This window comes from Pantoea sp. MHSD4, from assembly GCF_021043305.1.
GTDB classification, from domain to species: Bacteria; Pseudomonadota; Gammaproteobacteria; order Enterobacterales; family Enterobacteriaceae; genus Pantoea; species Pantoea eucalypti.
In genome coordinates, this window is the sequence record NZ_JAJNDH010000001.1 from 476,247 (window position 1) to 493,761 (window position 17,515).

The following is a 17,515-nucleotide window of genomic DNA, read 5'->3' on the forward strand; positions in this document are numbered from 1 at the left end:
TTGGTATTCATCACAATATTACTGGTTTATGGTTAAGATCATTGGCGTAAACGCCGCAGGAGCTCCCCTTAGAAACGGCTCAGTCTGGAGAGGTTTCGTCGCTTAATGATTTAACAGGCGATAGCCGTTGCGGGTTTAAGGAAATAAAATAAAGAGTTAAATATGCGCGATACAGAATTTACGTTTAAAAGTCTTATTACCAAATTAATGCTGGCATGTTCAGACTTAATTTGTTTCAACGCAGCATTATTTGTGGCGATGATGCTAATTAATCTTCACTCAGGTTCGCCGCTGGCAGATATTTCTGAAAAAGAAATGAATTTAAAAATTGCCACACACATTTGTCTGTCGGTAATTTGTATTGGCTGGTTCTGGGTAAGGCTTCGGCACTATACCTACCGGAAACCTTTCTGGTTCGAATTAAAAGAAGTTTTTCGTACCATTCTTATATTTTCTGTCATCGATCTGTCGATCACCGCACTGTCGCAGTGGCAGATGTCGCGTTTCGTCTGGTTACTGACCTGGGTTCTGGCGCTGATTTTAATTCCAACCTGTCGTGCGCTCTCAAAACGTCTGCTGAATAAAAAAGGCTTGTGGAAGAAACAAACCATTATTATCGGCAGCAGCAAAAATGCGCACGAAGCCTGGCAGGCACTGCAAAGCGAAGAGGTCATGGGTTTTGACGTTATCGCTTTCTACGACGTTGATGGAACCTGTCCGCAGGAGATCATGAATGGCGTGCCAGTGCTGCGTGATGAGCAGGAGCTCTGGAGCCTGACTAACAGCGAAACCCAGTTTATCGTGGCAGTCGAGTATGAGCAGAGTCAGTATCGTGATATCTGGCTAAAATCGCTGGCGATGCATAACTGCCGTTCAGTTTCAGTGATTCCGACCCTGCGTGGTGTTCCGCTTTACGGTACAGACATGGCTTATATCTTTAGCCATGAGGTGATGATTCTGCGTGTTCAGAATAACCTGGCTAAACGCACCTCGCGTTTCCTGAAGCGGGCATTCGATATCGTGGGTGCACTCTCAATTATCCTGATGCTGATGCCAGCGCTGCTGGTGCTGGGCTTCCTGGTGGGCCGTGATGGTGGACCGCCGATTTATGGTCACGAACGTGTGGGAATGAATGGCCGTAAATTCAAATGCCTGAAATTCCGTTCAATGGTCATCAATTCCAAAGAAGTGCTGGAAGAGGTATTACGCACCGATCCGATTGCGCGTGCGGAATGGGATAAAGATTTCAAACTCAAAAATGATCCACGTATTACTAAAGTGGGCCACTTCATCCGTAAAACAAGCCTCGATGAGCTGCCTCAGCTCTGGAACGTGGTGCGCGGTGATATGAGTCTGGTTGGACCTCGTCCGGTCATTGAAGATGAACTCTGTCGTTATGCTGGTGATGTTGATTATTACCTGATGGCTAAGCCGGGCATGACGGGATTGTGGCAGGTCAGCGGTCGTAATGACGTTGACTATGAAACCCGCGTCTATTTCGATTCGTGGTACGTAAAAAACTGGTCACTGTGGAATGACATTGCCATTCTGTTCAAAACAGTGGGTGTGGTGTTAAAACGCGACGGTGCCTATTAACCGTGAGTCGAAATGAGCGTGCTAACGCGCGCTCAGAGGTGTTGTGCCGTTGTCAGGCGTGTCGTTAATAGCGGCCATCACCAGGGATATCGCAGTGCATCCATAGTCCGCTATGATGCAAGGCGTTTCAGGTACACCCTGGTTGATGGCCACTACTTATAACAAGTGGAGCAAGGATAATGAACGACAGGTTCAGTGCTTAAGGCTTTAGTCAGCCAGGATTTACTTTTTGTTGGACGCTTACACAGCGGCGGTTTCGCCTCTATCAATAAATAACTGATAGCGAAGATCTAAATGATTACAATCAAAATGAAATTGATACCCTTGCTGGTATCCGCCACATTCCTTGTCGGGTGTACAATCGAACCCGGTTCTCGTCTTACTACATCAGGAAAAGATGTTATCGAGCAGCAGGATAGCAACTTTGACATCGATAAATACGTCAACGTCTTTCCGTTAACGCCTTCACTGGTTGAAAAGATGCGTCCTAAGCCTCTGGTGGCTCAGACGAACCCGGCACTGCAGAACGAAATTCAGAACTATGAATACCGTATCGGCGTGGGCGATGTCCTGACCGTGACAGTCTGGGATCACCCGGAACTGACCACGCCAGCGGGTCAATACCGTAGCGCTAGCGACACCGGTAACTGGGTGCATTCTGACGGCACCATCTTCTATCCTTACATTGGTCGCGTCCGTGTCGCGGGCCGTACCGTCGGCGAAGTGCGTGACGAAGTTTCGCGTCGTCTGGCTCAGTATATTGAAAGTCCACAGGTTGATGTCAGCATCGCCTCGTTCAAATCGCAGAAAACCTATGTTACGGGTTCTGTGACCACCTCAGGTCAGCAGGCGATCACCAACGTACCGTTGACGGTTCTGGATGCGATCAACGCCGCTGGCGGCCTGGCACCTGATGCTGACTGGCGTAACGTCGTGCTGACGCACAACGGTCGTGAACAGCGCGTCTCTCTGCAGGCACTGATGCAGAACGGCGACCTGAGCCAGAACCACCTGCTCTATCCAGGCGATATTCTTTACGTTCCGCGTAACGATGATCTGAAAATCTTCGTGATGGGTGAAGTGAAGCAGCAAACCACGCTGAAAATGGACCGTAGCGGCATGACGCTGGCGGAAGCGCTGGGCAATGCGGCGGGGATGGATCAAACCACCTCTGACGCTACTGGTGTCTTCGTTATCCGTCCACTGCACGGCACCGATCGCAGCAAGATTGCCAACATCTATCAGTTGAACACCAAAGATGCGGCATCCATGGTGATGGGAACCGATTTCCAGCTCCAGCCTTATGACATCGTCTATGTCACCTCTACACCGCTGACGCGCTGGAACCGTGTGATTTCGCAACTGATACCAACCATTGCTGGTATCAACGATGCGACTCAGGCCGCACAGCGTATCCGCAACTGGTCGAACTAAGGTCTGACCATGATTACGTCCGTGTTAGTCGTTTGCATTGGCAACATCTGCCGCTCTCCTACCGGAGAGCGCCTGTTTAAACGTGCATTGCCCGATTTGGATGTTCGCTCTGCTGGCCTGGGAGCGCTGGTAGGCCATGCGGCCGACAGAATGGCATCCGAGGTCGCGGCAGCACAGGGTCTGTCGCTGGAAGGACATCAGGCACAGCAACTGACGGCCGAAATGTGCCGTCAGGCTGACCTGATTCTGGTCATGGAAAAGCGACATATTGAACAGGTCAATCGCATCGACCCGGCTGCACGTGGCAAAACCATGTTGCTTGGGCACTGGCTCAATCAGAAAGAAATTGCGGATCCGTACAGAAAAAGCCGTGAGGCCTTTGAAGAGATTTACGGGTTACTGGAAAACGCTACCCAGAAATGGGTCAACGTATTAAGCCGATAGTTGGGATTATCCATGAATATAAAAAATAAGGTCAGAACTGCGCCGGGAGAGGATTCGAATGGATGGGATCTGGCGCATCTTGTGGGACAGCTAATTGATCATCGCTGGATCATTGTTGCCGTTACCGCATTTTTCATGCTGGCGGGAACACTCTACACACTGTTTGCAACACCGATTTACAGCGCAGATGCGTTAGTTCAGGTTGAGCAGAAGAATGCCAGTACCGTCCTGAACGAAATTGACAGCATTCTGCCACAAACGCCAGCCTCCGATACGGAGATCGAGATTCTGGAATCCCGTATGGTCATCGGCAAAACCGTTGACGATCTGGGTCTGGATACTGTGGTTGAGCAGAACTACTTCCCGGTTATCGGCAAGGGCCTGTCGCGCCTGATGGGCAACAAACCTGCTGATATCGCGATTTCGCGTCTGGAAATCCCACGCACTGTCGAAAAACGTAATGTCGAGCTGGAAGTTACCGGTCCGGATAGCTACACCGTCTCTAAAGATGGCGATGAGTTGTTTAAAGGTAAAGTCGGCCAGCTGGAGTCGCACGGCGACATCAGCATGCTAGTGAGCGAGATTCATGCCGATGAAGGCACCAGCTTCACCGTGACTAAGCTGAATGACCTGCAGGCGATCCGTTCCGTACTGGCTAACCTGACCGTTGCAGACAAAGGTAAAGATACCGGCGTACTGGGTCTGGAGTATCTGGGTGAAGATCCCGAGCAGATCAGCAAAGTCCTGAACCAGATTGTGAACAACTATCTGTTACAGAACGTTGAGCGCAAGTCAGAGCAGGCAGAGAAAAGCCTGGAGTTCTTACGCACTCAGTTGCCTGCCGTTCGCGCCAAGCTGGATGAAGCAGAAAACAAACTGAATACGTTCCGTCGTCAGAACGAATCGGTTGACCTGTCACTGGAAGCGAAATCCGCCCTGGACTCTTCTGTCAGCGTGCAGAGCCAGTTGAACGAACTGACCTTCCGTGAAGCTGAAGTGTCTCAGCTGTTTACCAAAGATCACCCAACGTATCGCGCGCTGCTTGAAAAACGCAAAACGCTGGAAGGTGAACAGGCTCAGCTGAACAAGAAAATTTCTGGCATGCCACAGACTCAGCAGGAAATCCTGCGTCTGACCCGTGACGTTCAGTCAGGTCAGGAGATCTACATGCAGTTGCTGAACCGTCAGCAGGAGCTGAGCATCAGCAAAGCCAGCACCGTGGGTGATGTCCGCATCATCGACAATGCGCAGACCGCTAACGCGCCGGTTGCACCGAAGAAGCTGCTGATTATCGCTGCAAGCCTGATTCTGGGCCTGTTCGTGTCAGTGGGTCTGGTTCTGCTGAAAGCCCTGCTGCATCACGGTATCGAGAACCCTGAACAGCTGGAAGAGCTGGGCATGAATGTCTACGCCAGCGTTCCACTCTCTGAGTGGCAGCGTAAGAAAGATACCGAAGCGCTGGCGCGTCGTGGCAGCAAGGTGAAAACCGACCCGCACGAAACACTGCTGGCGCTGGGTAATCCGACTGACCTCTCCATCGAAGCGATTCGTAGCCTGCGCACCAGCCTGCACTTCGCCATGATGGAAGCGAAAAACAACATCCTGATGATCACCGGCGCCAGCCCGGGTATTGGTAAAACCTTTATCTGTGCCAACCTGGCGACACTGGTCGCGAAAGCGGGTCAGCGTGTTCTGTTTATCGATGGCGACATGCGTCGTGGTTACACCCACGAGCTGCTGGGCGCGGATAACAAATCAGGCCTGTCAAACGTGCTCTCCGGTAAAACGGAATTCAGCCCGGCGCTGATTCAGCAGGGCGTCTACGGTTTCGACTTCCTGCCACGTGGTCAGGTTCCACCGAACCCGTCTGAGCTGCTGATGCATCGTCGTATGGGTGAGCTGCTGGATTGGGCGAGCAAGAACTACGACCTGGTGTTAATCGATACGCCGCCAATCCTGGCCGTCACCGATGCGTCAATTATCGGTAAAATGGCCGGTACTTCACTGATGGTGGCGCGTTTCGAAGCCAATACCACCAAAGAAGTGGACGTCAGCTTCAAACGCTTTGCCCAGAACGGTATTGAGATTAAAGGTGTGATCCTCAATGCCGTGGTGCGTAAAGCCGCCAATGCTTACGGACATGGCTATGACTACTACGCCTATGACTACAGCAAGCCCAGCAAAAGCTGATCATTGAGTAATAACCAGGGGGCGGTCTGACCGCCCCTTTTTATCGTCCTTTTGAATGACGACACGCATCAATTTACACAGGTTATTCTGTCCAAACCCACAAAAGCGATACCTCTATAAATCGCATGGCGAGCGTCAATCAACAGAATTCATCACCAGCATGGCATTGCCTGCACGCAATGTGTGACCGTACTGTCAGGTTTACTGAAAAGCCCGTCGGGAAGGCGAAGCGTGATTATTGCTGGCATGAGAACTTGTGGAATTAAGGAATCACACCATGGCTCCATATTGGTATGTATCAGGATTTTTACTGCTGATTTCGCTGTTTGAATTAGCCCTGAAAAAAGACGAACGCACAAATCATATTCTGACCTGGCTGCTCTGTTTTGCTGCCATTCTATTGATTGTTTTTGGGGGAATACGCGGCCTTGGCACCGGCATGGATGACTTCCAGTACCGGAGCTTCTTTGAAGACTTTGTTCGACGTATAGAGATTAACGGCTTCTTTAAAACCGTTGCTTTTTTCCGTTACGAACCGCTGATTTTTGCCACGGCCTGGATCACCAGTCTGTTTTCGCATAATGCCAGCATCTTTCTGTTTGTTTTCTGCGCCCTTGCCGTATCCATCAATGCTTACTTTTTCAAAAAGATGTCACCGTATCCGGTGCTGGCGCTGGTGCTCTATTCAGCGCACATCTTTATTAACAAAGATATAAACCAGATTCGCTTTGGCCTGAGTTCTGCGCTGTTCCTTGGTGTCCTGTGGTCAATCTATCTCAAGCGTTACTGGTGGGCTTTTGCCTTCTTTATTCTGTCGTTTACAAGCCATAACACTGCCGTAATGGTGGTAACACTTGTGCCGTTCCTGTTTATTCGCGACTGGCGCTGGTGGCCTGTGGTCATTATCGTTGCCAGTCTGCCGCTGTCCGTAGTGGGCGGATCCAGCTTTGTTGCCCTGATTGCGGGTCATCTTGGATCGCTGGGGGAAAGGGCATCGGGCTATAACAATGACCCGTCCTACGCAATGGGTGGCAGCATCCTGGCCGTATCGAACCTGAAAAACATCATGCTGGTGTTTGTCTTCTTCTATTTCATGCTTACTGACCAGTTGAAGCGCGAAAATTATGCTCAGTATCGTCTTAACTATCTGCTGATCATGAGTTTTGCTATTGGCGGTGCTGTCAGGATCTTCCTGTACAACTTCCCTTCAGGTTCGCGCCTGTCCAACTATTTGCAACAGGTCGAGCCGATCATCCTGACCTCACTGATTTATCAGGCCAGGCGATCGTGGAAGCCAGCGCTGTACGCGATGCTGGTGTTCTTCCTGCTCTATTACCTCTACTACAACACCATTTCAACCAAGCAGGCCGTTACTGGCTATGAAGTGGCGCGGGAGTTTTGGCTGGTCCACTGATTGACCCGACGGGCGCCCCTTCGTGATAAGTGTCACGCGGGGGCGCTCGCGTGTGAGAATTCAGATTTTTAATCGACCGTTGTCGACTGAACTGTTTATTTTTTTGAACTTTTTAATGAGGTGCTGGCAATGAAGGACATTCGTTTCTCCATCGTAATTCCGGCTTATAACGCGTCAGAATCGATTGTCACGACGCTGGATTGCGTTAAAGCACAAACGTATCGTAATTTCGAAGTCATCATCGTGGATGATAAGTCTGCAGATGCCGCCGCGCTGGCGGAGGTCGTTCGCAGCGAACGCTATCAGGATCTCGACATCAATCTGGTGCTTTCTGAGGTCAAACTCAACGGGGCCGGTGCACGTAACAAAGGCATTGAGCTGGCGACCGGTGATTATGTCAGTTTTCTTGACGCCGATGATGAGTGGGCGGCGGACAAACTGCAGCAGGTAACTGAAAAAATTGCTCAACTGGACGCACAGGGCAAAAAGAATGTCGTTATTTTCAGCCAGGTAAATATCTATCAGGACGGCACATTCCTGAAAGTGATGCCAATGCAGCCACCAGGCAAAAATGAAACCGTCGCTGAGTATCTGTTCGGCTGTTATGGCTTTATCCAGACCAGCACGATTGTGCTGAAACGGGAAGATGCGGCGAAAATTCAGTTCGATACCCGCTACATCCGTCATCAGGATTATGATTTCTGCATTCGTGCCGACCGCATGGGCTATGACTTTGTGATGATCGCCGCACCGCTGGCGAACTACCACCTGGTCACAAAATTTGGCTCAAAACATAAAGGCGAATCGGTGAACTATTCGATGTTCTGGCTTGATAGCATGAAGCCGCATCTTACCCCGCGTGATATCCACACCTACAAAGCTTTTAAGCTGCCGCTGCGCTACAAGATGGACGGTAAGTCGCTGATGGCGAGCCTGAGCTTTGCTCGCTACTTCTTCCTCACCAATAAAGACAACCGTGCTTATTTTATGAACCGGGTTAAAGACAAGGTCAAAGCACGTTTTGGCGGTGAGAAAGCGATCTCCTGACGCGCACTGCGCCTCGCTCTGCTCCTGATACCAGGAGCACCTCTCTTTTCGTTTACATTCAGGGTTGAAGATGAATACTTCTGTTGGAACCGTTGGCATTGTTATGCCTATGTACAATGCCCGTCAGACCGTGTTACGCGCTGTGCAATCGGTTATCAATCAGCACTATACCGACTGGCACCTCTATCTGGTCAACGATAAATCCACTGATGACTCGCTGGCATTTGTGCGGGAGCATTGTCAGGATCCGCGCATTACCATTCTGGATAACGCGGTCAACATGGGCGCAGCAGAGACCCGCAACGTCGGACTGCGCGCGGCCACTGAAGAGATTATTGCCTTTCTTGACAGCGATGATGAGTGGCATGCGGATAAGCTGACCCAGCAGGTAGCTGCTATCGCCGCCGGTGATGATTTTGTGATTACCGAATATCACTATAAAACCCGCAAGGCTGAGCACGACATTACCTACGGAAAGCCTTACCTGCAGCAGGACAACTTTGTGAAAAAGCAGTATCGCGTCTGCTTCTCCTCTGTCTGTTTCCGTCGTCCGCCACAGGGACTTTTCTTCCAGCGCAAAGGTCATGAAGATTTCCTGTTTTTGTATGAATTATTCACCCGCTATAAGCAGGCACGGGTAATTCAGACGATTCTTGTCAACTATTACGAATTAGGCGATTCCCTTTCTCGCAATAAGAACAAAGCAGCCCAGTGGCACCTTGAATTATTAAGAATTATCTATAAAAACAATCCGTTAAAAATCTATTACTATTACGCCTGGTATATGGTGAATGGTGTGCTGTTTACCCTTAAGCATCGTTGAGCCTGTCGGCAGGATTGTCTTTATTATTTGAGGTGGATAGCGTTTCATGAAAAAAATTGTCCTGGTGATCAAAGATGCTTATTCGTATGCGGGCACCGAGAACATCTGTAACTTCATGTCAGAGTGTCTTGGCGAAACACATGACGTCACCATCTACTCGCTGGAAGGCAGTGGTAAGACTTTTTATCCGTTTGAACATGTCAGACAGATTGTCAGCTTCGAAGGGCAGAGCAACCCCATTAAAAGCGCGGTAGCCCGGATCCACGAAGAGGGTTTCGATACCGTCTTCCTGATCAGCATGGGGCGTCTGAGCGTCATGTTTGCCTTCTGGAATCTGCTGGCAATGAAGAAGAAACGGGGCAAAGCCTACGCCTGCGAGCACATTGCCATTAACTCCTTCAGCAAGCCGATCAAGTTCCTCAAGTTTCTGTTGCTGCGCTACTACGACCGCGTGATTGTTCTGACCGACAAAGATCATCAGGTGTTCAGCCGCTGGCACATTCCCAGCAAGCAAATTCCTAACCCCGTCGTCTACAAAGGTTTTCAGCGTCAGACTCGTCATCGTCAGGCGCTGGCGGTGGGCCGTCTGGATAACCAGAAAGGGTTTGATCTGATGCTGGATATCTGGCGCGACTTCGCACGCAGCCATCCGGACTGGACGCTGGTGATTGCCGGTGATGGTGAACTGCGTCAGCAGCTGCACGATCAGGCCGCCGTACTGGGCATCACTGACAGCGTGAAGTTTGTCGGTAAGGTCAGCAATATCAATGACTACTACCGTGACAGCGATATGGCGCTGATGACCTCGCGTTATGAAGGATTGCCACTGGTGCTGCTGGAAGCAAAATCCTGGTCACTGCCCGTTGTAGCGTATGACTGTCCGACCGGACCGCAGGAGATCATCAATCACGGTGAAGACGGTTTCCTGGTTCCGATGAATGATAAAGCCACGTTTCTGGCACGAATGGAGCAGCTCGCTACCGATGACGCCCTGTTCTATGCCATGAGCGAAAAAACCAAACAAACCGCGCTGAAATTCGACGGTAACCAGATTAAGCAAAGCTGGCTGTCATTGGTTTAACCGGAGCTGGAAACGCTCACTTGCGACGTGCCTCAGGGACACCGCCATGGCCAATGGCCTTATTGACTACGGGAATTGATGCATGAAAAGAAGAGAAGTTTTACAGACCGCCGCCTCCGCTCTGGTGGGGGCTCTCTCCGTGAGCACCTTTTCCAGCTACGCTGCAAAAAGTAACGGTATTGCCCTGAAGCCGGTTGATGCCACTAATATCCCGAAAGGCGACGTGCCGATCCTGACGCCAGAAAATGTCTACGCGATGCCACCGCAATTCTGGCAGAGCTTTGAAGGAAAACTCTGGATCGGTAAAGCGGGTGCGGATGCCAGTAAGCCTGGCAACCAGATTCCGGTCTTCCTGCGTGACGCCAGCGGTAAGGTGTCTGAGATTGCGCAGCCCATCGCGCTGAATAAAGGCAATTTTACCCAGTTTATTCAGGACAATGCCGCATTGATTGCCGATCCTTCGCATTCGATGACGGTGGAAGACAGCAACGGTCAGACGCTGTTCAACATTGCGGATGTCAGTCGTCCGGGCGCTGCAGATTTCAGTCAGCGTCTGGCGCAGCCAGCGGGTTATCAGCTGATTGGTGAGATTGCGTCTGTGGCGGAGTTACGTAAAACCCGTCCACTGTTTGAAGGGGCCAAGGTTAAGCTGAAAAGCTGGCATGAAGGACGGGAAGTTGGCGGCGGCGAGTTTGTCGGGAGCTTCCAGCCTGCCCAGAATGATGGCGGTGTGAATTTTGCCGGTGAGGGGTTCTCCTGGCGTCGTGTGGTAGACGATTTTAACCGCCTGACGCTGTTTGATTTCGGTGCGATTGCCGATGGCAAAACCGATACGGCACCCGCCATTATGGCGATGTTCCAGTGGTCGCAGCAGGCTAACCAGCAGATCTGCGTCCAGTTCCCGGCCGGTACCTTTATGGTCTCAGCCTGTAACCTTGGCGATAAGTATCTCAACTTCTTCCGCATGTCCGGTGCGATGGTGAACTTCGGCTATTTTCCAGCGACCACAATTGTCTCGGATGGTAAGTCAGCGTTCGTCTTTGAGATGAACGCCCGTCGCGTTGAACTTTCCAACCTGATTTTTAATGGCAACAGCGATAAGAGTGCAAATCAGCAGGGCTTTTTCCATAACAACTGTCCTGGCGGACAATATTTCCGGGGTGCCTGCCTGCGCTTTAACGCCGTTGGCGGCACGGCCATCAGCCTGCAGGATACCCTCGATTGTAAAATTGACCAGTGGTACGCCTCTCGTTGCAGCGGCGACGTAATTAAATCGGGCTGGTCAGGGCAGAAGCAGGGCAAATGGGACCACAGCACCGCAATTGAGCTGTCAAACTTCAATGCGCAGCACTGTCGTGGCGGTAAAGTCCTTAACCTGCCGCGCTGCGGTCAGTCAATTATCCATAACGGCTGGATTGAGCACTGCGATAACCCAGGCGATCTCTCCAACGGCCAGTGGATCGTTGATGCGCTGAGCATTGAGGATTGTAAGAATCCGCTTATCGCCCATAACACTCGCCTGAATATGCGTCAGACCAGTCTCCAGTCGGGCAGCTGGATTGATAACTCCATGCAGGGCGATCGTCTGCTTAGCATCTGGGAAATGGGCTCTACCCGCGTTGAGTCCTATGGCGTCGCACTGGATGGCAGCCTGAAGTACAACTACATCACCTCGCGCTGGCGCTTAGAGAACAACACGAATCAGGAAACCTGGTTTGATCTCGGCAGCCTCTACTCACCGACGGTGGGGGATTCATGGGAGATCGAGATTTTCGGTCAGTCGCAATTCAGTAACGGCAGTGGTGATAAGCCGCTGATGAACCTGATCGGCGACAAGACCACCGGCGGCCGCGCGGTAATCCACGTGCAGCGTAAGAAAGACCGCTCGGAAGCGAGCTGGTCAGCCGAAGGCAGCTGCCCGATTGTGGATGTGCGCTATGTGGCTGAGCATGACACCGATGTGCATCTCTACGTCAAACTGGCGGGCTGGACGCCGTCGGCTGCCGTGCTGGTGAAAACCACCGGTAAAGATCGCTTTGTGACCGGGCGCTGTGCGCGGGTCAATGCGGTAATGGAGAAGGGTAATCCACCGTCAGGTGACGCGACGAAACGCGCGCCACAGCGCTTCAGCCTGCACAACGGCAAAGCGGGTATCGGTGCCAACGAGCAGGGCGATCTGTTAATGGCTTCCCGTCCGATCGCTGCCGATCAGGTTGATACCAGTAAGCCAGAAGGGTTTGTTTCCGTGGTAATCAACGGGAAACAGGTTGCACTGCCTTACTTCGCGATTAAGTCGTAACAGCGTCTATAACGGCCGCCAGAATGGAGGCGGCCGGTTTCAACAGGAGCACTACCTTTGGGTGCGTTATCCCGTAAAGCATTACTTTTAATCAGAGTTCATTTTGCCCATTGCGGATCTGGGCGGCTTTCAGAATTAAAAAAAATTCATTCGGAGTTTTTATGAAAATTTTATTGGTGGGTAACCACACGTGTGGGAACCGCGGGGATGGCGCGATTCTTCGTGGACTGATTGATTCAATGCGGTCTGCACGGAGTGATTTAGAGATTGACGTTATAAGCCGTTATCCAACCAGCTCCGGTTATCTGCTCCAGCAGGATATACAGCAGGATGCGCTGTATCTGCACAACAGCAAGTCTGGTAAAGGTCTGGTCGGTTCGTTTAAACGTAAAGTCGCGAACCGCCTGATGCCCGATATCATGATGGCGCATCTGGGCAAGGGCGGTATCTTTAAGTCCTTCTCAGTACCACCGCACCTGAAAGCGTTTACGGAAAGTCTGGAAAAATATGATGCGATTATTCAGGTGGGCGGATCGTTCTTCGTTGACCTCTATGGCGTAACCCAGTTCGACCATGCGCTCTGTGCACTGATGGCCAAAAAGCCGATCTACCTGATTGGTCACTCGGTGGGGCCTTTCCAGAACCCGCGCGTTAATGCGCTGGCGAATTTTGTCTTTGATCGGGTCGACAGCCTGGTGCTGCGCGAATCGGTCAGCCTTGATCTGATGAAGCGCGATGGTGTGACCAGCTCTAAAGTGGCGTCTGGTGTGGATACCGCTTTCCTGGTACGTGCGCGTGAAGTCGAAAACCCAAGCCATAACCTGCTCTACTGGCAGGGCATTATCGATGGTCGTAAAACCATCGCGATCACCGTGCGTGAACTGGCGCCGTTTGATAAACGTCTGGGTGTCACACAGAAAGAGTATGAAGCAGCATTTGGCCGGGTCATCAACGCCATGATTGCGGAAGGCTATCAGGTTGTGGCGTTCTCAACCTGTACCGGCATCGACAGCTATGCCAAAGATGATCGCATGGTCGCACTGACACTGCGTGACCACGTGACGCAGCCTGAACATTACCATGTCATCATGGATGAGTTTAATGACCTGGAGCTGGGCATCCTGCTGAGTCATTGTCATCTGACCATTGGTACCCGCCTGCACTCGGCGATTATCTCCATGAACTTTGGCACCCCGGCTGTGGCAATCAACTACGAGCACAAGTCGATGGGTGTGATGAACCAGCTTGGTCTGCCGCAGATGGCAACCGACGTAAAAAGCCTGATGGATGGCTCGCTGATCGATAAGGTAAAAACGGTCCTTGCCGATTACGACAACATCAAGCTGAAGGTCAACACGGCCGTTGCGAATGAAAGGGAAATTGGCAACCGGATCACTGAAGAGATTCTCAAAGTATTAGGGTAATGTGATGAAACTGACTTTTTTCACCATGCGTTTCCCGGTTGCCTCTGAGACATTCGTACTAAATCAGGTAACCCATTTTATTGATGCCGGTTACGAGGTGGAGATCATTTCAGTCTTTCCCGGCGATTTAGTGAACCGGCATGCCGCGTTTGATGAGTATGGTCTGGCGGCGAAGACGCACTATCTGCTGCCGGAAGAGAAAATCTCAATTGTCGATAAGCTGAACCAGCGTATCAAACTGGTGCTGCCAAAAGTGACCAAACCGTCGCTACTGCGTTCGCTGAATGTGCGCCGTTATGGCGCGCAGTCCAGCAAACTGCTGCTGCCGTCGATTGTGGCGAATGCAAAGCAGACCTTCACTGCAGATGTGTTCCTGGTGCATTTCGGCTATGCCGGTGCGCTGGCGAACAAGCTGCGTGAACTGGGCGTGCTCAAGGGTAAACAGGCGACCGTGTTTCATGGCGCCGATATTTCCCGTCGTCACATTCTGGAAGAGCACAAACTCGATTACGTCAATCTGTTCCGCCAGAGTGAGCTGATGCTGCCTATCAGCCATCTGTGGGAGAACAAGCTGATCGAGATGGGCTGTCCGCCGGAAAAAATTCACGTGACGCGTATGGGCATTGAACCAGAGAAGTTTAACTTCCAGCCGCGGCAGGCGTTCCAGACGCCGCTGCGTATCGTTTCGGTGGCGCGTCTGACCGAGAAGAAAGGGCTGGATGTGGCGGTCAAAGCCAGCGCCATCCTGAAGCAGCGTGGCGGTCAGTTTCAGTACACCATCATCGGCAATGGCGATCAGGATGAGATGATGCGTGATTTCATCGCCCGCGAGGGGATGGAGGATTGCGTCAGCATGCCGGGCTTCAAACCGCAGGAGGAGATTCGTCGTGCGCTGAGCGAAGCCGATATCTTCCTGCTGCCGTCTAAAACCGCCGCAGATGGTGACATGGAAGGTATTCCGGTTGCACTGATGGAGGCGATGGCGGTGGGCCTGCCGGTGGTCTCAACCTTCCACAGTGGTATTCCGGAACTGATTGAGAACAACGTGTCTGGCTGGCTGGTGGAAGAGGACGATCCTGAGGCGCTGGCGGAAACGCTGCTGAAGCTCTCTCAGGGCGAAGTGGATGTGGCGCCCGTCGTCGCAGCTGCACGTCACAAAGTTGAGACTGAATTTAATCAGCATATCGCCTATGGCGAACTGGCACAGATTCTGGAGCGACTGGTGTGAGTGGATTTAAGTCACAGGCGATTTGGCTGTTCGGCAGCACCTGCTTTTCCGCAGTGTTGCAGGTTGCACAGCTGAGCTTTCTCGCCCGCAAACTGGAAACCCACGAGCTGGGCCTGTTAGCCATCATCAACGCCATCCTGGCGGTGGCGGGTGTGCTGCAGGATATGGGGATGAGCAGTTATCTGGTGCATCGCCAGAATATTACTCGTCGTGAGCAGAGCACTATCTACTGGGTGAACGTCTCACTCAGCTTGTGCACCGGTCTGATCATGTTACTGATCGCCTTCCCGGTTTCCTGGTTCTATCATCTGCCAGAGCTGACCGGGCTGATCATGCTGACCAGCCTGAACTTCCTGGTGCTGGGGCATCTGTCCCAATATCAGGCGCACTACATCAAAACCAAGCGGATGGTCTCGCTGGCGAAGATTGAGATGGGCACCAAGCTGTTTGCCTTCCTCTGTGTCGTGGCGATGCTGGAGTTCACCTCGCTCACGGTGGCAGCCGCGATTCTGGGTCTGTTTATCAACGCCTTTACCCGCATCCTTTGCATGATTGCGCTGGGCGAAAAGTCATGGCGTCCGACGTGGGAGTTCGACAAAGCGACCTTTATCGGCGCCATTCGCTACGGCAGCTATCAGCTCGGCTCGCAGACTATTAATCAGCTGCGTACCCAGGCGGATGCGCTGGTGGTGGGTAAAGTGATGGGTGCCGAGATGCTGGGTGTCTACTCGCTGGCGAAAGAGCTGGTACTGCAACCGCTGAAGCTGGTCACGCCGGTGATCAACCGTCTGGCACTGCCACGTTTTGCTGAAAAGCAGCACGATGCCGAGCAGCTGAAAAAGCTGTTCCTGAAGGGCACGCTGGGGATCATGTTGTTCAGCAGCGCGATGTACCTGGTGATTGGTATCTTCTCGCCGGTCATCGTCCGTGTACTTTATGGTGCGTCGCATGAGCAGGTTTATCATCTGATCCCGCTAATGCTGCTGTTTGGCATGCTGCGACCGATGGGCGGCCTGACCGGGGCGATTTCACAGGCCAACGGGCGGACCAACGTAGAGTTTTACTGGAACATCGTGGCGAGTATTGTGGTGCTGGCCGTACTGGCGACCACCTTTATCTGGCCTAACGTGCTCTACGTGGCGCTGACGCTCTCTATCTCGCAGATCCTGATCTCCGCACTGGCGCATCCGTTCTTTATCAAGCCGGTGATTGGCATTCGGTTTATTCCTTATGCCCGTCAGTGGGTGGCGGTGTCGGTGGTATTTGTCGGTGTGATGTTGCTGGTAAATCACTTTAATCTGTTTGTGATGCCAGAGTGGTTTGAAGGCTGGCTCTGATTACTGCACAGATATATCAACGGGCGACCTTAGGGTCGCCCGTTTTCATTTATGGCTGGTCTCAGGCATCCAACGGATAGTGCTGCAGATCACAGTCGTCATATTTGATTACTGATTGTCTTTATTCAGTTTATGCCGTATCTGGCAATGGGCAAAATGCCGAATTTCCAAGATATGACAGAGAGTTACTGTCCGCTTTTCAGATAAAGATTATACTTGGACTTCCGGCCGATCCTGCATAATCGACCCACATCTTCATTTTATTAAACGGAATAAATATGACCAAGCTTAAAGCAGTAATCCCCGTTGCGGGCCTCGGTATGCATATGCTCCCTGCGACTAAAGCCATTCCGAAAGAGATGCTGCCTGTCGTCGACAAACCGATGATCCAGTACATCATTGACGAGTGCGTTGCCGCGGGTATTAAAGAGATTGTGCTGGTCACGCATGCATCTAAAAATGCAGTAGAAAACCACTTCGACACCACTTACGAGCTGGAAGCACTGCTCGAAGCACGCGTGAAGCGTCAGCTACTGAGCGAAGTGCAGTCTATCTGCCCGCCAGGCGTAACGATCATGAACGTGCGTCAGGCACAGCCACTGGGCCTGGGTCACTCCATTCTCTGTGCCCGTCCAATGATCGGTGATAACCCGTTCGTGGTGGTGCTGCCAGACGTCCTGCTGGATGATTCTACCGCGGACCACATGCGTTATAACCTGGCTGCAATGGTTGCCCGTTTCGAAGAGACCGGCCACAGCCAGGTTCTGGCACAGCATATGCCAGCGTCCGATCTGACTGAGTACTCAGTGATCACCACTGCAGAGCCGATTGAACACCCAGGTGACATCAGCACCATCACCGATTTCGTTGAGAAGCCAGAAGATACTGCAGGACTGAGCTCTGACCTGGCAGCGGTAGGTCGCTATGTTCTTTCTGCTGATATCTGGGCGGAACTGGAGCGCACTGAGCCAGGCGCATGGGGTCGTATTCAGCTGACCGATGCGATTGCCAGCCTGAGCAAAAACAAAACCGTTGATGTTTCGCTGCTGACCGGTCACAGTTTCGACTGCGGTCGTAAACTTGGATACATGCAGGCGTTTGTCTCTTACGGACTGCGCAGTAACACGCAGGGTCGTGAGTTCCGCGAAGCTATCCAGACCATCCTCGCAAAACAAAAGTAATAAATTCGCCGCGTTCT

The 17,515-nt window shown here is 51.8% G+C and carries 13 protein-coding genes; all 13 read left to right on the forward strand.

What is annotated here, in order from left to right; all coding sequences use genetic code 11:
* Positions 1-162: 162 nt before the first annotated feature.
* The 13 genes from wbaP (at position 163) to galF (ending at position 17,498) form a co-directional block, all read left to right on the forward strand.
* Complete coding sequence (wbaP, locus tag LQK91_RS02115) at positions 163-1,596, forward strand: undecaprenyl-phosphate galactose phosphotransferase WbaP (protein WP_004571283.1); 1,434 nt, start codon at positions 163-165, stop codon at positions 1,594-1,596.
* 294 nt (positions 1,597-1,890) lie between these two features.
* Positions 1,891-3,030, forward strand: coding sequence for a polysaccharide export protein (locus LQK91_RS02120; RefSeq protein WP_033762024.1), 1,140 nt, complete (start codon positions 1,891-1,893; stop codon positions 3,028-3,030).
* A 9-nt stretch (positions 3,031-3,039) separates the two neighbouring features.
* On the forward strand, positions 3,040-3,474 hold the full coding sequence (locus tag LQK91_RS02125) for a protein-tyrosine-phosphatase (protein WP_008926086.1): 435 nt from the start codon (positions 3,040-3,042) through the stop codon (positions 3,472-3,474).
* Between the two features lie 12 nt (positions 3,475-3,486).
* Positions 3,487-5,664: a tyrosine-protein kinase Wzc gene (gene wzc / locus LQK91_RS02130; protein ID WP_039659797.1), complete on the forward strand. Its 2,178-nt coding sequence runs from the start codon at positions 3,487-3,489 to the stop codon at positions 5,662-5,664.
* Positions 5,665-5,941: 277 nt separating this feature from the next.
* Positions 5,942-7,078, forward strand: a complete 1,137-nt coding sequence (locus LQK91_RS02135; RefSeq protein ID WP_039659798.1) for an EpsG family protein — start codon at positions 5,942-5,944, stop codon at positions 7,076-7,078.
* A 129-nt stretch (positions 7,079-7,207) separates the two neighbouring features.
* Entirely contained in the window at positions 7,208-8,125 is a 918-nt protein-coding gene (locus tag LQK91_RS02140) for a glycosyltransferase family 2 protein (RefSeq protein ID WP_004571286.1), read from the forward strand.
* A 70-nt stretch (positions 8,126-8,195) separates the two neighbouring features.
* The gene (locus tag LQK91_RS02145) at positions 8,196-8,948 is read left to right on the forward strand and encodes a glycosyltransferase family 2 protein (protein ID WP_039659802.1); all 753 of its coding nucleotides are present in this window, start codon (positions 8,196-8,198) and stop codon (positions 8,946-8,948) included.
* Between the two features lie 46 nt (positions 8,949-8,994).
* The gene (locus tag LQK91_RS02150; RefSeq protein WP_004571288.1) at positions 8,995-10,029 is read left to right on the forward strand and encodes a glycosyltransferase; all 1,035 of its coding nucleotides are present in this window, start codon (positions 8,995-8,997) and stop codon (positions 10,027-10,029) included.
* Between the two features lie 82 nt (positions 10,030-10,111).
* Entirely contained in the window at positions 10,112-12,328 is a 2,217-nt protein-coding gene (locus LQK91_RS02155; RefSeq protein WP_004571289.1) for a phage tailspike protein, read from the forward strand.
* 161 nt (positions 12,329-12,489) lie between these two features.
* Complete coding sequence (gene wcaK, locus LQK91_RS02160) at positions 12,490-13,752, forward strand: colanic acid biosynthesis pyruvyl transferase WcaK (RefSeq protein ID WP_008926077.1); 1,263 nt, start codon at positions 12,490-12,492, stop codon at positions 13,750-13,752.
* A 4-nt stretch (positions 13,753-13,756) separates the two neighbouring features.
* Positions 13,757-14,980: a glycosyltransferase gene (locus tag LQK91_RS02165; protein WP_004571291.1), complete on the forward strand. Its 1,224-nt coding sequence runs from the start codon at positions 13,757-13,759 to the stop codon at positions 14,978-14,980.
* Entirely contained in the window at positions 14,977-16,317 is a 1,341-nt protein-coding gene (locus LQK91_RS02170) for a lipopolysaccharide biosynthesis protein (protein WP_004571292.1), read from the forward strand. The genes LQK91_RS02165 and LQK91_RS02170 overlap by 4 nt, the downstream gene beginning before the upstream one ends.
* Before the next feature lie 278 nt (positions 16,318-16,595).
* Positions 16,596-17,498, forward strand: a complete 903-nt coding sequence (gene galF, locus LQK91_RS02175; protein WP_004571293.1) for a UTP--glucose-1-phosphate uridylyltransferase GalF — start codon at positions 16,596-16,598, stop codon at positions 17,496-17,498.
* Positions 17,499-17,515 lie beyond the last annotated feature (17 nt).